The following is a 16,941-nucleotide window of genomic DNA, read 5'->3' on the forward strand; positions in this document are numbered from 1 at the left end:
ACACTCATGTAGAGTGATTCAATCATGTGTTCCTTAAAACCGAGCAAGGCCTTTTCCTACAGCGCTTTCGCACTGTTCTTCGGCAGCGTTGCCTGTCATGCCGCAACGCCGACGGATGCGCAATTGCAGGCACTGGTCAGCCAAGCCGTCACCCCGGTGATGCAGCAAAACAACATCCCGGGGCTGACGGTAGCGATCACGCTGAATGGCCAGGCGCATTACTTTAACTACGGGGTTGCCGCTAAAGACACCGCGCAAAAGGTCAGCGAAGACACCCTGTTCGAAGTTGGCTCGGTGAGCAAAACCTTCACCGCCACCCTCGCTGGTTACGCACAGGCCACAGGCAAACTCGACCTGTCGAGCAAGGCCAGCCAACTCTGGCCGGAGCTCAAGGGCAGCGCCTTCGACAACATCAGCGTGCTGCAACTGGGCACCTACAGTGCAGGCGGACTGCCGTTGCAATTCCCCGCTGAGGCGGATTCTTCCGACAAGATGCTCGGCTATTACCAACAGTGGAAACCGCAATTTCCCGCCGGCAGCCATCGCCTGTATTCCAACCCGAGCCTGGGCCTGTTCGGCTACCTGACGGCGAAAAGCCTCGGCCAGCCGTTCGACTTGGCAATGACGCAAACCCTGCTGCCGAAACTCGGCCTTCAGCACACCTTCCTCAGCGTACCGTCAGCGCAGTCGAAGCTTTATGCCCAAGGCTACGACAGCGCCGACCAACCGGTACGCGTCAGCCCCGGCGCCCTCGACGCCGAAGCCTACGGCATCAAAACCAGCGCCGCCGACCTGCTGCGTTACGTCCAGGCACAGCTGCAACCGGCCAGCCTTGCGCCTGATCTGCACAAAGCCATCGCCAACACCCACATCGGTTATTACCGCGTCGGCGGCATGACCCAGGGCCTGGGCTGGGAACGCTACGCCTACCCGATCAGCCTGGAAAAACTGCAAAACGGCAACTCGACCCCCATGGCGATGGAGCCGCACAAAGTCGAGTGGCTGACCCCACCGCAAGCTGAACCGGCCAATGTGCTGTTCAATAAGACCGGTTCTACACGGGGCTTTGGTGCGTATGTGGCGTTCGTGCCGTCGCGGGACATGGGCATCGTGATTCTGGCCAACAAGAACTACCCGAATGCTGAACGGGTGAAGATTGCGCATGAGATTTTCAGTCAGTTGACCGAATAAAGATCAAAAGATCGCAGCCTGCGGCAGCTCCATTGACCGAGTGAAAACCCGATCCTTAGGAGCCGCCGCAGGCTGCGATCTTTTTCGTTTCAGCGCTTAAAGCTGCGCCTGCAAGCGCCAGCCAATGACATCCATCAAGTCACAGCTATCGCGCAACGGAATCGCCAGCACCCGGGCGAAATCCTGCAACAGCAATGCATCTTGTCCCTTGCCCTCGTCCAGCGAAAGGCTCTCCATCAGCTGCGTCACACAGCGCAAGCGGTAAGCCGCGGTGCCGTGCAACACGTCAATGGGGGCTTCGCTGTCGATCAGCACACAGGGAATTTTGCAGTCAATCCCGGTGATCGGTATGTAACGCGCCATGGTAGAACCTCCCTGTTCAATGTTGAGTCGCCGTTGCGGGTGAATCGAGATTGTCCAGCGCGCGATTGACCAGCAGTTCCCCGACTACCGCCAATTGCTGGATCGACAACGTCAGGCTGCGCTGCGCACCGCTCAACTCGCAGGCCAGATCGGTGGTCAGTACGTTCAGTGAGGCAAGGGTTTCGCAGGCATGGCTCAGCAGTGTCGCCGTGTCGATGTCGGGGAGAATGGTGAAGACGTGGCTGATGGGATCGGGTTGGCCGGGGTGGCGCAGACGCGGATTATTGGAGTCGAAGGAGCTTGAATCCATGGGGGATTCGGGGGGATTTGGAGTGTGTTTTTTCATGTTGATTACCGTTGTGGATTGTAGGAAACACTACCTGTCTCACTTCCACATGAGGGTGGCAGCTGTACGCAGGTGTGGAAGACCAGGCCAATCCACCAATACCCGGCGCACTCGAGAGTGCTCCTGCGCACAGCCGCCAAAACGCGGCGATGTTGACATAAAACCCGTCGACATGCGCTTTTGAGACATTGATGGATGTAACCGAACAACCGGACTTCCACATCCGACCACTGTTTTTTTCAGCGGCCAAAAGAGGTTATCCCCCTGCGCCACAACGCACCAGTTCACCCCAGCCGCCGCGTCTTGCAGGAAAAATCCACTGGGTTTGAAGGCTGTTGGCGTCAGACATTTCGGCAGCCACATGCTGCAATGAGTTTTGATTAGCGGATGAATTCGTTGTATCTACACTGATCGATTCAATCCGGGGACGGGGATGACATAATGCGCGCCAACGTATTAAAACTTACCAAGCCTCAAAGGGCGTTGTAATGGAAATTAAGAGTCTCATCCTCAGTGACGTCGGTAGGTTTTCCGAGCTAAAAATTCAGCTAGCCCCTACCGCCACGCACTCATCCAATGTGACGGTATTGGTGGGGAATAACGGGGCTGGAAAAACCACTTTACTGAAGTCTTTGGCGACCTCTCTCAGCTGGTTGGTTGCCAGAATTCGTACAGAAAGAGGCAGCGGAAACTACCTTGCTGACGAAGATATTCGAAATGGGGCAATCGTAGGCGTCATTTCGATCATCGTCACTGACCACTCACATCCACCTCTGAATGGAAGCGAACCCGAATCCAACCACCCTCATTTTCTCTGGGGCATCGCCCGTGGCAAACAAGGTCGTAAAACGGCAGTCCATAGCGAGTTAGCTAACGTTAGTCGCTTGGCTGATCACTATCGAACCCAACTCACCGAGAACGACAAAGCATCGCTTCCATTAATTGCGTACTACCCCGTAGAGCGCTCAGTTCTTGAAATTCCATTAAAGATAAAAACTAAACACAGCTTTGACCAGCTCGACGGCTACGACAACTCTCTAAATCGCGGTGTGGACTTTCGTCGATTCTTCGAATGGTTTCGCCAACGAGAAGACAGCGAAAACGAAACTGGCATATCCGATGCCGCGCTAGCCGAAGTATCGAAGAAACTCGGCAACGACAGTGACGCTTGGAAGACGCTATCCAAGCTAAAAGCGTCATCAAGAGACCCCCAACTCGCTGCTGTGCGCTCAGCCATTACTGATTTCATGCCGGGCTTCACTAACCTACGTGTACAACGTAAACCTCGTCTGCACATGGCAATCGACAAGAACGGCGTGACCCTAAACGTTGCCCAACTTTCTCAAGGCGAGAAATTGATGATGGCCCTGGTAGGTGACATCGCTCGGCGTTTGGCGATGATGAATCAAATGCTGGAGAACCCACTGCACGGCGACGGTATCGTGCTGATCGACGAAGTCGATTTGCACCTGCATCCGAAGTGGCAACGCAGCCTGATCCGTCAGTTGAGCGAAACGTTCCCGAATTGCCAGTTCGTACTAACCACCCACTCCCCCCTCGTCATCAGCGATGCTAAGGAGGTGCTGGTTTACGTACTCAACGACGGCGAGCTTCAAGAACACAACGGCCTTTACGGACTCGACGCCAATCAAATACTGCTGGAAGTCATGGACACCGATATCCGCAACAGCGACGTGCAGAAGCGCCTGAATCGGCTTCTGAAGGAAGTACAGGACGGCAATCTGGACGAAGCCAAATTGCTGTTCGCTGAGCTCTCCTCAGAGCTCCCCGAAGGTCATATCGAACTAGCGAAAGCCGCTCTACTGATCCGCAAGCTGGAGTTGCGTCGTGCGTAAGATAATCAAAGGAGCTGAGCCGGATTCATTTGCGAAATGGAAGCTGAAAAACAAGACCGCCACCTACCCTGACCTTCCGCACGAAGAACGTCAAAATGTCAGGGCCGCTTGCGTCACCGAGCAGTTCGGGCTGTGCGCTTATTGCTGTCAGTCCATCACGGTCGATGGTTCCCACAATGAGCATGTTGAAGCTCAGGATCGCGTCCACAACCGCACATTGGATTTCAACAACATCGTAGCCAGTTGCGAGAATCGCCCTCATTGCGGGCACGGTCGAGGAACGCAGCCGCTGGGGCTGACTCCTTTCATGGATGAGTGTGAAACGGAACTCAAGTTTTACCTTTCAGGCTTGGTCGCGGGAAAAACTGCACGCGCAAAAGAGGCCATAGAAACTTTGAATCTGGGCCACACCGAAGAGAGCAATCGCGCTCTTATCGGCAGAAGAAGAACCTTGGTTGAAGCGCTGATTTATAAGGTTGGGGTCCAACCCGGCGAATTGCCGGAGATTGAGGATAAGGAAATACTCGCCCTGCTCCTGGATGATTTACTTCTGCCGAAAGCGCAAAAGCTCGAACCCTTCTCGCCCGTACTAGTAAATATCATCCGCCAGATGCCAGCGTAAAAAAGGGCGAGAAGATAACTCTTCTCGCCCCTTTTTACGCTTATGAAACATCTCTCAAATACCGATCAATCATCCGGCATCTGCGGCGGTTTGCTCGGTTTCGCCGGTTTGCTGCCCTTCGCGCCTTTGGCCGGTTCCGGCTCGGTGGCGGCAGGTGTTTGTGCGGCGGCGGCCGCAGCGGCGGCTTCTTTTTCGGCCATGGGCATCGCGTCGATGGTTTCGAAGATTTTTGCCAGGCTCAATGCCTTGGCTTCATCACCCGAGGCGGAGAGCTTGGTTTCGCCGTCCTTGCCCACCAGGAACACTTTTGGATAAGCCCCCGCGCCGAGCTTCAGCGAACGCAGCAGGGCCATGGTGTCCTGCTGGCCCATGTCCTTGCCGTCGAGCTGGCCGGACATGCTGAGGATGGTGTAGACCTTGATGTTGCGGTCGGTGACGCCCTTTTTGTTGGCCGGATCTTCCAGCGACTTCTTCAGGCTCAGCCACACCGGGTCGACGGTGCTTTGCGCAATCACGATCAGAGGGCGGGCGCGGCCCACGTCCCCGGCCAGGGGGGAATCGCTGTCGGCGGCGAACAGGGGGCCGGCGATTGCCAGCAAGAGGGTCAGGGTCAGGGACCTGATGAGCATGCGCATCTCCTTTTGATATCCACGCACTACTGATTGCGCATCGTGGCGATTGTTCCGGCGGCGTCTGGCAAAAAGGCATTGCCCTGTCAGAAGCTTAGGTCAGGGAGAACTTTGCGCAACATGACGCAAGCGATCATCGGCACATCCCTACGGCCGCTGCATTGGAAGTGTTTGCTCCAGACTGACTCAGAACGCCAACTTGTAACCAATCAACACCAGCATCGTCGCCAGGCACGGGCGCAGGACTTCGTCGGAGATGCGTCCGGTCAGGTGGCTGCCCAGCCAGATGCCGGGCAGCGAGCCCATCAGCAGGAAACCCAGCACGCCCCAATCCATGTTGCCCATGCTTGCGTGGCCGAGGCCGGCGACGAGGGTCAGGGGTACGGCGTGGGCGATTTCGGTGCCGACCAGGCGGCGGGTTGGCAGTAGCGGGTAGAGGATGAACAATGCGACGGTGCCGAGTGCGCCGGCGCCGATCGAGGTCAGGGCGACCATGGTGCCGAGGATCAGACCGGTGATCACCGTCATGATATTCAGGCGCGAACCGCTCGGGTTGTAGTTGCCACCCGCGCGTTTGTGGGCGAATTCGAGCAAGCGTTTCTTGAAGAAGATTGCCAGGGCGGTGGCGAAGAGGACGAAGCCGAGCGCCTGTTTGATGATGGCGTTCATCGCGTCCGGCGCGGTGTGCAGGGTGCTGAGGAACCACAGGGTCATGGCCACGGCTGGCACGCTGCCGAGGGTCAGCCAGCCGGTGATCGCCCAGTCGATGTTCTTGTTCTTCCTGTGAACGAGGACGCCGCTGGATTTGGTGATCGCAGCGTACAGCAGATCGGTACCCACCGCCGTCGCCGGGTTGATGCCGAACCACAGCAGGATCGGCGTCATCAACGAACCGCCGCCGACCCCGGTCATGCCTACGATAAACCCCACCACCAGCCCGGCAATCACCAGGCCGAAATTTGCCAATTCCATTCAAACGTCCAGAAAACGACAGGAAAATCTGGCCCGCAGCATAGCGATTTTTCTTATAACCACATATATCGATGCGGTCTATCGTTATGCCATATCGAATTCACCGCAGATCCCACAGTGGATCTTTGCGCTACAGCAAACCTGCGGGGCTCACTGCACCGGCAGGAAATTCAAGAACAGCAGACTCTGCGCGTAATTCAGGCCGATCCTGCGATAGCGCTCATCGAGCATCTGCGTGAGCAGATCCAGGCGCGCGACGATTTTGCTGAATTCGGTGGCGAAGCTGAGGTTGCTGCCCTCCTCCGAGATTTCGTTGGAGAACAGCAACGGCTGGCCTTCCTTGTTCTGCCGTTGCGACAAAATCCACATGGCTTTTTCGATGTTGCGCGCGGCGTTGTGCACGAACGTCGGGTTGATCGCGTCGGTCATGTAGAACTCGGTGCGATTGCCGTGGGCGGTGACCAGCATGCTGCCGATCGCATAGATGAACGCGCCGACGCGGTCGCCGAGGAATTCCGGGCTCATCGCATAGCTCAGCGCCGCCAGATCCTTGCGCCCGCCCAGCACGGGCAACGGCTGCTGTTGCTCGACGGCGAGGCGCACCTGTTTCACGGCGGCGTTGACGGTGAGGAAACCGGATTTGCGCAGCTCTTCCGGGTTGCGCAGGTAGAGCTTGCCCATCAATCGATAGAGGCTGTCGAGGTTGTCGCGCATCGCCAGGGTGGCCATACGGTCGACGCTGGTCTGCAGAAATTCCTGCGGCTGCCCTTCTCGTATCTGATTGAAAAATCCATTGCCGTTCTGGTGGCTGCAGCCGCTGAGCAACAGCGACAACAGACAGGCCAGCAGCAGGCACGGGCGGCGGTGAGCGGAGGTGATCAGGGCAAAAACACTCGGCATGAAGTCTCGGACAGGCACATTCCTGTGCGGCGGGAGTCACCGCATCCTGGCCATGCATAGAGCCGCCGATTGCGAAAAAGTGCAGTGCCCGGACGGTGAGCCGACCTTCGGCGCTTTTCGCCACATCAATTAGTCGGACTTTATATTTGCCAAAAGCGGTAAATCCGCTATAAATCTTCTCTCTCGACTCAAATAGCATGACTAGTGACATGTAGGAGCTGCCGAAGGCTGCGATCTTTTGATCTAGCTTCTAAAAATCAAGATCAAGATCAAAAGATCGCAGCCTTCGGGAGCTCCTACGGTCGATGCGAAAACAACAACAAAAAGGAAGGTCAACCATGCTTCAATCCCGTCACCTGCTCTCCGGCCTCGGACTGTCCCTGATGATCGCTACCCTTTCCGCCAACGCGGCGGGCCTGACCGCTGAACACAAAGCTTTCGGCAAAACCAATGACGGCACGCCTGTCGAACAGTACATCCTGCGCAACAGCCACGGCATGCAAGCCACCGTGATTACCTACGGCGCGACCCTGCAAGCGCTGAAAGTCGCTGACAAACACGGCAAGTTCGACGACGTCGTCTTGGGTTTTGACGATGTGCAGGGCTATCAGAAAGGCACCGCGTACTTCGGCGCGACCATCGGCCGCTTCGGTAACCGCCTGGCCGAAGGTGCTTTCGAACTCGATGGCAAGCGCTATCAAGTGCCGCAGAACGACAAATCCAACGCTCTGCACGGCGGCCCCGAAGGTTTCGACAAGAAAGTCTGGAAGGCCAAGGAAACCAAGGACAAGGATTCGGTGGGCGTAACCCTGACCTACCTGTCGGCCGACGGCGAGATGGGCTTCCCGGGGAATCTGACCACCGAAGTCACCTATCGCCTGACCGACAACAACGAGCTGCGCATCGACTACAAGGCCAGCACCGACAAGCCGACCGTGCTCAACCTGACCAACCACAGCTACTTCAACCTGGCCGGCGCCGGCAATGGCGACATTCTCAAGCAAGTCGCCATGATCAACTCCAGCCATTACACGCCGGTCACCGCCAAACTGATCCCGACCGGCGAGTTGGCGCCCGTGGCCGGCACGCCGATGGACTTCAGCAAACCGACGGCAATCGGCACGCACATCAAGGCTGATCATCCGCAGCTGAAATTCGCCGAGCCGAAACAGGGCGGGTTCGATTTCAACTGGGCACTGGACACCAAGGGCGATGTCAGCAAGCTCGCCACCGAAGTCAGCGACCCGCAATCCGGGCGTGTGCTGCAACTGTTCACCAGCGAGCCGGGCGTGCAGTTCTACACCAGCAACTTCCTCGACGGCACGGTCAAGGGCAAGGGCGGCAAGGTCTATCCGCACTGGGGCGCATTCACCCTCGAGACCCAGCACTACCCGGATTCGCCGAACCAGCCGGACTTCCCGAGCACGCGGCTTGATCCGGGGCAGACCTATGCCCACAGCGTGATACTGAAGTTCTCCGCCAAGTAACCTGCAATGCTCCCCTGTGGCGAGGGGATTCATCCCCGTTGGGATGCGAAGCAGCCCCAAAAACCTGCAATAGAGCGCTGTCTGATACAACGCGTGTTGCAGGATCGGGGCTGCTTCGCAGCCCAGCGGGGATAAATCCCCTCGCCACAAATCCCCTCGCCACACATTCCCCTCGCCACAATTGATCCGGTTTCATCCTTGACTCCCCCTTCCTTCCGGGAACCCTTGCTCTATCCTGCTGCCCACTAAAGATATCGACTCTTTAAGGCAGGAGGTTTGAATGCGTACCCTTGAGTTGGCCGGCGTGCAGGTTCCCGTGATTGGCCAGGGCACCTGGCGCATGGGCGAGGATCGTTCGGCGCACGGCCGTGAAGTGGCGGCGCTGCGCACCGGCATCGAGCTGGGCATGAGCCTGATCGATACCGCTGAGATGTACGCCGAGGGCGGTGCCGAAACGGTGGTCGGCGAAGCCATCGCCGGTTTGCGCGATCAAGTCTTTCTGGTCAGCAAGGTCTACCCGCACAACGCCAGCCGCCAGGGCATCCCGCAAGCCTGCGAGCGCAGTTTGCGTCGGCTCGGCACCGACTACATCGATCTGTATCTGCTGCACTGGCGCGGTCAGTATCCTCTGGAGGAAACCGTCGAAGCCTTCGAGCGTCTGCGCGAGGACGGCAAGATCGGCCGTTGGGGCGTGTCGAATTTCGATGTCGACGATCTCGAAGAACTGTCCAGCTCGGCCTGCGCCACCAATCAGGTGTTGTACAACCTCGAGGAGCGCGGCATCGAATTCGATCTGCTGCCGTGGTGCCAGCATCAGCGCCTGCCGTTGATGGCGTACTGTCCGATCGGCCAGGGCGGCGCGATGCTCGCCGAGCCGGTTCTGCAAGACATTGCCAGTCGCTACAACGCCACCCCGGCGCAGATTTCACTGGCGTGGCTCCTGCGTCAGGACGGCGTGATTGCGATTCCCAAGGCTGTGCACCCGGAGCATGTGCAACTCAATGCCGATGCGGCGCAGCTGCAACTGGACGCCGGGGATCTGGCGGCGCTGGACAAGGTGTTTCCGGCGCCTCAACGCAAGCAGCGGCTGGCCATGGTCTGAGCTGCCGACTGCGAGGGCTTCGCCATGAGAAGCACAGATCTGCACGACTCGTTCAACCTGCAACGTTTTGTCCAGGCACAGGACCCGGTGTTCGAACGGGTCCAGCGTGAACTCGAGACAGGCCGCAAGCGCAGCCACTGGATGTGGTTCGCCTTTCCGCAGTTCGCCGGATTGGGCGGCAGCGAAATGGCCCGCCGCTTCGCCATCGGTTCAGCCGAGGAAGCCCAGGCCTATCTGGCCCACGAGCTGCTCGGGGCGCGGCTGCGCACCTGCACGCAACTGTTGCTGAATGTGCCGCAGCGCTCGATTGCAGAAATGTTTGGCCACCCCGATGACCTGAAATTTCATTCTTCGATGACCCTGTTCGCCCAGTTCAGCGCCGAGGACAGTCTGTTCCATCAGGCGCTGGAGCGGTACTTCCACGGCATTCTCGATGAGTGGACGCTGCAACTGCTTGACTCAAAACAGGCCCAGTTGCCCACCGATCAGGGTTGAGAAGTCGTCGTCGACAAACGGCAGAATCGCGTCCGCCACCGGTTGCAGCTGTCGCGTGATGTAGTGGTCGTAGTCGATGGCGGCGCGGCGTACCTCCAGCGGCTCCGGGCCGGCCAGGGTGATGACGTAGCTGATCCAGCCGCCGTTCTGATACTGCCGGGGCCGACCCTGCTCGGCGTTGTAGTCATCGGCCAGCCGCGCGGCGCGGACGTGCGGCGGTACGTTGCGTTCGTAATCGTCGAGAGTGCGGCGCAGACGTTTGCGGTAGATCAGCCGATCGTCGAACTCGCCGGCGAGGGTCTTGCGCACGTAATCGCGGACGTAATCCTGGTACGGCTTGCGCTGAAAAATCCGCTCATACAGTTCTTGCTGAAACTGCCGCGCCAGCAGCGACCAGTCGGTGCGCACCGTTTCCAGGCCTTTGTAGACCATTTCTTCGCTGCCATCGGCGCGGGTGACGAGTCCAGCGTAGCGCTTCTTGCTGCCCTCCTCGGCGCCGCGAATGGTCGGCATCAGGAAGCGCTTGTAGTGAATCTCGAACTGCAATTCCAGCGCGCTTTCCAGCCCATGTTCCTCGCGCACATGCGTGCGCCACCAGTCGTTGACGTGTTTGACCAGCGCATGGCCGATCTGCGCTGCTTCATCCTGACCGTGCAGACTGCGCAGCCAGACGAAGGTTGAATCGGTGTCGCCGTAAATGACGGCGTGGCCCTGTTCTTCGATCAACTGGCGAGTGCGCAACATGATTTCGTGGCCGCGCAAGGTGATCGACGAGGCCAGCCGGGTATCGAAAAAACGGCAACCGCTGGAGCCGAGCACGCCGTAGAAGGCGTTCATGATGATCTTTAATGCCTGGGACAGCGGCGCATTGTGCTCGCGCTTGGCGGTTTCGCGCCCTTCGGCCACTCGCGCCACGATGGACGGCAGGCAATGGCGGGTGCGCGAGAAGCGTGCGCCACGAAAACCCGCTACCGAGTCAGCGTCGTCCGGGTGTTGCAGGCCCTCGATCAAGCCCACCGGGTCGATCAGAAAGGTGCGAATGATCGACGGGTAGAGGCTTTTGTAATCCAGGACCAACACCGATTCGTAAAGCCCCGGGCGTGAATCCATAACGAAACCGCCAGGGCTGGCCTGGGGTGGATTGGTGCCCAGATTGGGTGCAACGAAGCCCTGGCGGTGCATCAACGGCATGTACAAATGGGTGAACGCGGCGACCGAACCGCCGCTGCGGTCGGCCGGCAAACCGGTGACGCTGGCGCGTTCAAGCAAAAACGTCAGCAGTTCGGTCTTGGCGAAGATCCGCGTGACCAGCTCGCAGTCCTTGAGGTTGTATTTGGCCAGCGCCGGTTTGTCCTCGGCGAACATGCGGTTGATCTCGTCCATGCGCTGGTACGGATTGTTGATCGCCTTGCCTTCGCCAAGCAGGGTCTGCGCGACGTTTTCCAGGCTGAACGAGGGAAAACTCCAGGTCGCCGAACGCAACGACTCGATGCCATCGATGATCAGCCGCCCCGCTGCAGAGGCGAAGTAGTGATTGCGGCTGCCGTGCTCGCGCCACTGCATTTCTTCGCCGCCACGACCGATCTTCAGCGGCACGCCAAGACGCCGTGCGTGTTCGTGAAGGATGCGCAGGTCGAACTGCACAACGTTCCAGCCAATGATCGCGTCGGGGTCGTGGCGGGCGAACCAGTCGTTGAGCTTCTTCAGAATGAGCGTGCGCGAATCGCAGTATTCAAGGTCGAAATCGACAATGCTGGCGTCGCCGTTCGGCGCGCCGAGCATGTACACCTGGCGCTCGCCGCAGCCTTCCAGCGCGATGGAATACAGCTCGCCGTTTTCGGTGGTCTCGATGTCGAGTGAGACCAAGCGCAGCTTCGGCCGGTAATCGGGGTCGGGCTTCAGCTGGGCGTTGATCAGTACGCCGTCAGCATCCGGGGTGCCGCCAAACAGCACTGGCGCGGTGATGAAGCGCTCCATCAGATAGCGTTCCGGCGGGCGCACGTCGGCTTCGAAGACGTCGACGCCGGCGCGGTTGAGCGCGGTTTCGAGGCGCATCAACTGGCCGTGCTGCTGACAATACAGACCGAGCACCGGACGATGCTGGAAATCGAGCAAGGCCAACGGTCGCAGCTCTACATTCTTTTCATCGTGCAGCAGACGCTCGGCCGCGTCTCGCTGTGCGGCGGGAATAAACGCGACCGACGGCTGATGCGCCAGACGCACGCGGCGCGGCCCGGCGTCCGTTGCCAGCCAGAACTCGACTTCGGTGCCGGCCGGCGTATCGCGCCAATGCCGGGTCAGGACGAAGCCCTGCTGTAAATCCACCACTGCGACCTCAACGTTTCAATCAGAACGCCATTCTACGCAGGATCTGTGGCGAGGGATTTATCTGTGGCGAGGGGATTTATCCCCGCTGGCCGCGAAGCGGCCCCGCTTTTAATGAAAGGGCCTGCTGCGCAGGCCAACGGGGATGAATCCCCTCGCCACAGATGCTTCATTCACCGATACAAAGATGTTTTTTCCGGCAAATGGCGTTTTTTGCACGCTAACTGCCGCTTTGCCACCTTGCTCTGCGCGGCTGCGTCTACGATGCTTGATGAACAACGACAACACCTGAGTAACCGCCATGAAGACCGTCGCCCAACTGCTCAAGCTCAAAGATCAGAAAAATCAGGAAGTGCACCAGATCAAACCCGATCACATGGTGCTCGAAGCGCTGATGAAGATGGCCGAGAAAAACGTCGGCGCCTTGCTGGTGGTCGAAGACGACAAAGTGGTCGGCATCATCAGCGAGCGTGACTATGCACGCAAACTGGTGCTGCACGGGCGCTCTTCGGTCGGTACGCCAGTGCGCGACATCATGGTCAAGGACGTGATTACCGTCGACACCCGGCAAACCGTCGACACCTGCTTGGGCATCATGTCGGACAAACGCCTGCGCCACTTGCCGGTGGTCGAGGACGGCAAGTTGATCGGCCTGTTGTCGATCGGCGATCTGGTGAAGGAAGCGATTGCCGAACAGGCCGAGCTGATCAAACAGCTGGAGCAGTACATTCGCGGCGACTGAGCCCACCGCCGTGATCCCCTTGTGGGAGCGAGCCTGCTTGCGAATGCGCCAGGTCAGTGATGATCGTTCCCACGCTCTGCGTGGGAATGCAGCCCGGGACGCTCCGCGTCCCTCTAAAGCCGAACGCGGAGCGTCCGTTGAGGCATTCCCACGCAGAGCGTGGGAACGATCTCGCCCGTCAGGCCGGCCAATGCCGCTCAAACACCGGTGCCAGCACCGGGTGCCGGTCGATCCTTTGCAGCCACGCATAAAAGCCCGGGCGGGTCTGGCGCAGGTGTTCGCGGCTGCCGGCCCAGCGGCTCACCACGGCTGCCAGCACATCCAGTGCGCCGGGCGTTTCGTCATCCAGATATAGCTCCCCGGAAAACTGATCGGCAAACACCTCCCAACTGAAGTGCAAGCGCTGGCGGGCGCCGGCGATCAGGTTTTGCCGTGCGCTCTCGTCGGGCGTGCTCAGCCAGCGCTCGGGGTAATCGATGATGCCGACCGCCGCATAGCAATTGCTGACGATATAGGCGAGACCGCGAATCGCCTGATCACGATCGGCAGCCTTGCTCGGCAGCAGGCCGGACTTGGGAAACGTCAGGCCCAGGTGAATCAGGATCGCCGCACTTTCGGTCATGGCGCTGCCGTCCGGCAGTTGCAGGGTCGGTATCTGTTTCAACGGATTGAGTTTGCCCAGCGCCTCGTCGGCCTCGGCGCTGGCTTCGGTATCAATGAAGCGATAGGCGATCTGGCACAACTCCAGTGCCGCCTCGATGGCAGCCGCGCCGGAATTCTTGTGCCCGTAGAGCTGGTACATGTCCGTTCCCCCGATAAGGCCTTTGCACAGGGTAGATGGCTGGCTGGCCTGACGTAGAAAATTCTGCATATGTGTCATGATTGGCACGTTTTTCCCATGCACTGCCGACTTGCGAAATCAACCTTCGCCAATCAGCGCTGGCGGTGCCCATCCCGCACCAAGAGCATTCATCGAACGCTATCCGCGTTCTTGTAAGGTGCGACAGCGAACCAAAAGTTCGCCTGTCCGAGCTGGCAATAAGGAGTTCACCTGTGAATCTTCAAATGCTCCGCCGTACGACATACCCGACTCACTCGCAAATCCAGCCCCAAGTTCAGCCGAGCCTATTCAGCCTGGCGCGTTTCTCCTTTATTACCTGAAACTCAATGCACACTCTGCGTGCCTGGCGATCGAGCAATCGCCGGGCGCCAAGTGTTATTTATTTTTTAAATACGGCAATTAATAAAAGGCACAACAACAGGATTGTCGAACAATGACTTTCCGTCATTGAAGTTGCACCAAAAGCGCACGCCCGAATGTGACGCAGTTAACCAATACTCCAGAATCAAAATAAGGAATATGTCCTGTGAACCGCTGAATGACTGACCTGCACCAAATCGATTCGCTACGCACCGATAGGTGCTAAGCCTGATCACCGAGCAGCCGCTCTATCCCGCCGGTTTGCGTGATACAGCGTTCCCTCTGACTCGCTCTGGAAAAAGCCCTTCTGCGAGGACTTTAGGATCACTTCGCGCCGAATAAAACAGTGGGCGAACTTGAAACTTATATAAATGCGACATCAGTAACACCGAAGATTTGCGTTCAACCCGTTTCAGCAACATCTGGCACACCTGTTGCAAACTGTAACAAACCTGAGACAGCTCACGTCCCCACACAACAACAAGCCACGGAATGGATAATGAACAATCGATATAGATGCTACTAAGCCACTAAGTTTGTTCGAGGCCGTTTAAACAGATAGTTCAACTATCGGCTCGCGTACACCTTGAAGAAAGTTACACCTACTCACTCGAACATCAGCCAGATGTTCGGACGGCACCTTATTGCCCTTCATCTGACCCGAGGGAGCTTTAATGAACGATGCGGTAAAGCACAAAACCCTGCCGGGGCCGTTGCAGCAAGCGCCGGTCCCGCCGGCAACGGGCAGGCCGGCGTTTACAGCCAATACGTCACGACCCGGCGGGTTGAACAAACCACAGATGCTCTTGCTGATCGCCGTGTCGGCGCTGATACACGGCGGCGCGTGGTGGTTCTTCCATCAGGCGCGTCCTGAGCCACTGCCGACGCCGCCGGAAATTCCGGAAATGACCGTCGAGCTGACCAGCCCGACGCCTCCGGCCCCGCCGACACCGGAACCACCTCCACCGCCCCCGCCTCCACCGCCGCCGGAACCCGAGCAGCCGGTGGAAGACGAGGACGCGGTCAAGCCGCCGCCCAAACCGGTGGAGAAGCCCAAGCCGATCGAAAAACCAAAACCGGTCGAGAAACCCAAACCGGTGAAGAAAGTCGAGCCACCAAAAGCGCCGCCAGCCCCGGCGCAACCTGCCGCACCTGCGGCGCCGACGACACCGAGCGCACCACCGGCACCACCTGCTGCGCCCGCTCCGGTCAAGGAATCGGCGGCGATTTCCGGCCTGGCCAGCCTTGGCAACCCGCCGCCGGAATACCCGTCGCTGGCGCTGCGGCGCAACTGGGAAGGCAGCGTGGTGCTGCGCATTCAGGTGCTGGCCAACGGCCGTGCCGGCAGCGTGACGGTGACCAAGTCCAGCGGCAAACCGCAACTGGATGAGGCGGCCGTCGCGGCGGTGAAGAACTGGAAGTTCATTCCGGCCAAGCGCGGCGACACGCCGATCGACGGCTTCGCCACCCAGACCATCGATTTCAAATTGCCGCAATGACGGCGCAACCGACTCATTACTGATTAACGCAAGCGAGGTGTAGCCATGAACGATTCACTGTCTTCGATGATTGTCCCCGGTGTGCTCTGGGGCCTGGTGCTGTTTTCCGTGGTCAGTTGGGCGATCCTGCTGGTCAAGTCGGCCCAGTACCTGCGCCAGAAAGCGCAGAACAAGCAGTTCGCCAAAGCCTTCTGGAGCGCGCCGGACCTGCTCACCGCCGCCGAACACGCCAGCCAGTATCCAGGCTCGCTGGCGCGCATCGCCAGCAGCGGTTTCGAAGCCCTGCTGGTGGAAGAGTCGCCGCGTACCACGCAACAACTGGCGCACACCATCAACCGTTCCGATCGCCTGGAACGCAACCTGCGCCAGCAGATCCAGAAGGAACGTCGCTCGCTGGAAAACGGCCAGGCGATTCTCGCCAGTATCGGCAGCACCGCGCCGTTCATTGGCCTGTTCGGCACCGTGTGGGGAATCATGGAAGCCCTGCAAAGCATTGGCGAAACCGGCTCGGCCAGCCTTGAAGCGGTCGCCGGGCCTATCGGCCACGCGCTGATCGCCACTGGCGTGGGCATCGCCGTCGCGGTGCCGGCGGTGCTGATCTACAACTTCTTCCTGCGTCGGCTGAAACTCGCCTCGGCGGACATGGACGACTTCGCCCACGACTTCGACGCCCTCGCCTCGCGCAGTGCGTTTTCCATCAGCCGCCAGGCCATCGCCAGCAAAAGCACCACCGCCGTGCGGGAGGCCAGCTGATGTCCTTCTCCACTCAAGACAGCGATGAAGTGCTCAGCGAAATGAACGTCACGCCGCTGGTCGACGTCATGCTCGTGCTGCTGGTGGTGTTCATTGTCACCGCGCCGCTGATGACCAACGCGATCAAGGTCAACCTGCCGAAAACCGACGCCGTCGCCCCCGCAGAAAAGAAAGACCCGGTGGTGGTCAGCGTTGATCAGGATGGCAAGTTCTATCTGGCCAAGACCGAACTGGCCCCGGAATCCCTCGAGGCCAGCCTCAAGGAGGTCAAGGCCAAAGACGCCGAAGTGCGTGTGCAATTGCAGGCCGATGCCGCCGTCAATTACGGCCAGGTGGCCAAGGCCATGGCATCGATCGAACGCTCCGGCATCAGCAAGATTTCGGTGATGACCACCCACTGAGTGCGGTGCCGGATGGGTGATGAAACACCCGCCCGGCACCGCTGAAAAAAGAAATCC

The 16,941-nt window shown here is 58.9% G+C and carries 17 protein-coding genes; 10 read left to right on the forward strand and 7 right to left on the reverse strand.

From position 1 onward, the window contains the following. The first annotated feature begins 24 nt into the window (after nt 1–24). Nucleotides 25–1,191, forward strand: coding sequence for a class C beta-lactamase (ampC, locus tag HU724_RS18615; RefSeq protein ID WP_186566293.1), 1,167 nt, complete (start codon nt 25–27; stop codon nt 1,189–1,191). Nucleotides 1,192–1,287: 96 nt separating this feature from the next. Here the strand turns inward: ampC and HU724_RS18620 are convergent, their stop codons facing one another. Then, on the reverse strand, nt 1,288–1,554 hold the full coding sequence (locus tag HU724_RS18620; protein ID WP_110600717.1) for a hypothetical protein: 267 nt from the start codon (nt 1,552–1,554) through the stop codon (nt 1,288–1,290). Nucleotides 1,555–1,570: 16 nt separating this feature from the next. After that, a complete protein-coding gene (locus HU724_RS18625) occupies nt 1,571–1,900 on the reverse strand; it encodes a DUF6124 family protein (protein ID WP_039763404.1) in 330 nt (109 codons plus the stop codon). A gap of 488 nt (nt 1,901–2,388) precedes the next feature. Here HU724_RS18625 and HU724_RS18630 point away from each other — a divergent pair, with 488 nt between their 5' ends. Together HU724_RS18630 and HU724_RS18635 are read left to right on the forward strand one after the other, a co-directional pair. After that, nucleotides 2,389–3,756, forward strand: a complete 1,368-nt coding sequence (locus HU724_RS18630) for an AAA family ATPase (RefSeq protein WP_186566291.1) — start codon at nt 2,389–2,391, stop codon at nt 3,754–3,756. Beyond that, a complete protein-coding gene (locus HU724_RS18635; protein WP_186566289.1) occupies nt 3,749–4,378 on the forward strand; it encodes a retron system putative HNH endonuclease in 630 nt (209 codons plus the stop codon). Before HU724_RS18630 ends, HU724_RS18635 begins: the two co-directional genes overlap by 8 nt. 65 nt (nt 4,379–4,443) lie before the next feature. On the opposite strand, the gene HU724_RS18640 is transcribed toward HU724_RS18635, so the two are convergent. The 3 genes from HU724_RS18640 to HU724_RS18650 form a co-directional block, all read right to left on the reverse strand. Further along, nucleotides 4,444–5,007, reverse strand: coding sequence for a DUF4174 domain-containing protein (locus tag HU724_RS18640; protein ID WP_016775365.1), 564 nt, complete (start codon nt 5,005–5,007; stop codon nt 4,444–4,446). 186 nt (nt 5,008–5,193) lie between these two features. Next, nucleotides 5,194–5,979 carry a sulfite exporter TauE/SafE family protein gene (locus HU724_RS18645; protein WP_039763409.1) on the reverse strand — a complete coding sequence of 262 codons (786 nt, stop codon included), beginning with the start codon at nt 5,977–5,979 and terminating at the stop codon, nt 5,194–5,196. Nucleotides 5,980–6,129: 150 nt separating this feature from the next. Beyond that, nucleotides 6,130–6,879, reverse strand: a complete 750-nt coding sequence (locus HU724_RS18650; RefSeq protein WP_186566287.1) for a hypothetical protein — start codon at nt 6,877–6,879, stop codon at nt 6,130–6,132. A 338-nt stretch (nt 6,880–7,217) separates the two neighbouring features. Between HU724_RS18650 and HU724_RS18655 the strand changes: the two genes are divergently transcribed. From HU724_RS18655 to HU724_RS18665, 3 genes are all read left to right on the forward strand, one after another. Continuing rightward, nucleotides 7,218–8,366: an aldose epimerase family protein gene (locus HU724_RS18655; RefSeq protein ID WP_110600715.1), complete on the forward strand. Its 1,149-nt coding sequence runs from the start codon at nt 7,218–7,220 to the stop codon at nt 8,364–8,366. A 280-nt stretch (nt 8,367–8,646) separates the two neighbouring features. Next, nucleotides 8,647–9,468 (forward strand): aldo/keto reductase, encoded by an 822-nt coding sequence (locus HU724_RS18660; RefSeq protein WP_186566285.1) that lies wholly within the window; start codon nt 8,647–8,649, stop codon nt 9,466–9,468. A 24-nt stretch (nt 9,469–9,492) separates the two neighbouring features. After that, on the forward strand, nt 9,493–9,963 hold the full coding sequence (locus HU724_RS18665; protein ID WP_186566283.1) for a DUF1810 domain-containing protein: 471 nt from the start codon (nt 9,493–9,495) through the stop codon (nt 9,961–9,963). On the opposite strand, the gene HU724_RS18670 is transcribed toward HU724_RS18665, so the two are convergent. After that, on the reverse strand, nt 9,928–12,288 hold the full coding sequence (locus HU724_RS18670) for a DNA polymerase II (protein WP_186566281.1): 2,361 nt from the start codon (nt 12,286–12,288) through the stop codon (nt 9,928–9,930). The two genes, HU724_RS18665 and HU724_RS18670, sit on opposite strands and share 36 nt — an antisense overlap. A gap of 301 nt (nt 12,289–12,589) precedes the next feature. Between HU724_RS18670 and HU724_RS18675 the strand changes: the two genes are divergently transcribed. Further along, a complete protein-coding gene (locus HU724_RS18675; protein WP_056788691.1) occupies nt 12,590–13,030 on the forward strand; it encodes a CBS domain-containing protein in 441 nt (146 codons plus the stop codon). Nucleotides 13,031–13,208: 178 nt separating this feature from the next. Here HU724_RS18675 and HU724_RS18680 read toward each other — a convergent pair whose 3' ends face one another. Next, nucleotides 13,209–13,832, reverse strand: coding sequence for a glutathione S-transferase N-terminal domain-containing protein (locus HU724_RS18680; protein ID WP_016775373.1), 624 nt, complete (start codon nt 13,830–13,832; stop codon nt 13,209–13,211). A gap of 1,073 nt (nt 13,833–14,905) precedes the next feature. Here HU724_RS18680 and HU724_RS18685 point away from each other — a divergent pair. Genes HU724_RS18685 through HU724_RS18695 form a run of 3 tightly spaced genes read left to right on the forward strand, consistent with a single transcriptional unit; the run spans nt 14,906 to nt 16,884 of the window. Then, entirely contained in the window at nt 14,906–15,730 is an 825-nt protein-coding gene (locus HU724_RS18685) for a TonB family protein (RefSeq protein ID WP_073471361.1), read from the forward strand. Between the two features lie 45 nt (nt 15,731–15,775). Then, on the forward strand, nt 15,776–16,483 hold the full coding sequence (locus tag HU724_RS18690; protein WP_122508145.1) for a MotA/TolQ/ExbB proton channel family protein: 708 nt from the start codon (nt 15,776–15,778) through the stop codon (nt 16,481–16,483). Beyond that, complete coding sequence (locus HU724_RS18695) at nt 16,483–16,884, forward strand: ExbD/TolR family protein (protein WP_016775377.1); 402 nt, start codon at nt 16,483–16,485, stop codon at nt 16,882–16,884. Before HU724_RS18690 ends, HU724_RS18695 begins: the two co-directional genes overlap by 1 nt. Nucleotides 16,885–16,941 lie beyond the last annotated feature (57 nt).

The sequence above is a fragment of the Pseudomonas iranensis genome, from assembly GCF_014268585.2.
GTDB lineage: Bacteria > Pseudomonadota > Gammaproteobacteria > Pseudomonadales > Pseudomonadaceae > Aquipseudomonas > Aquipseudomonas iranensis.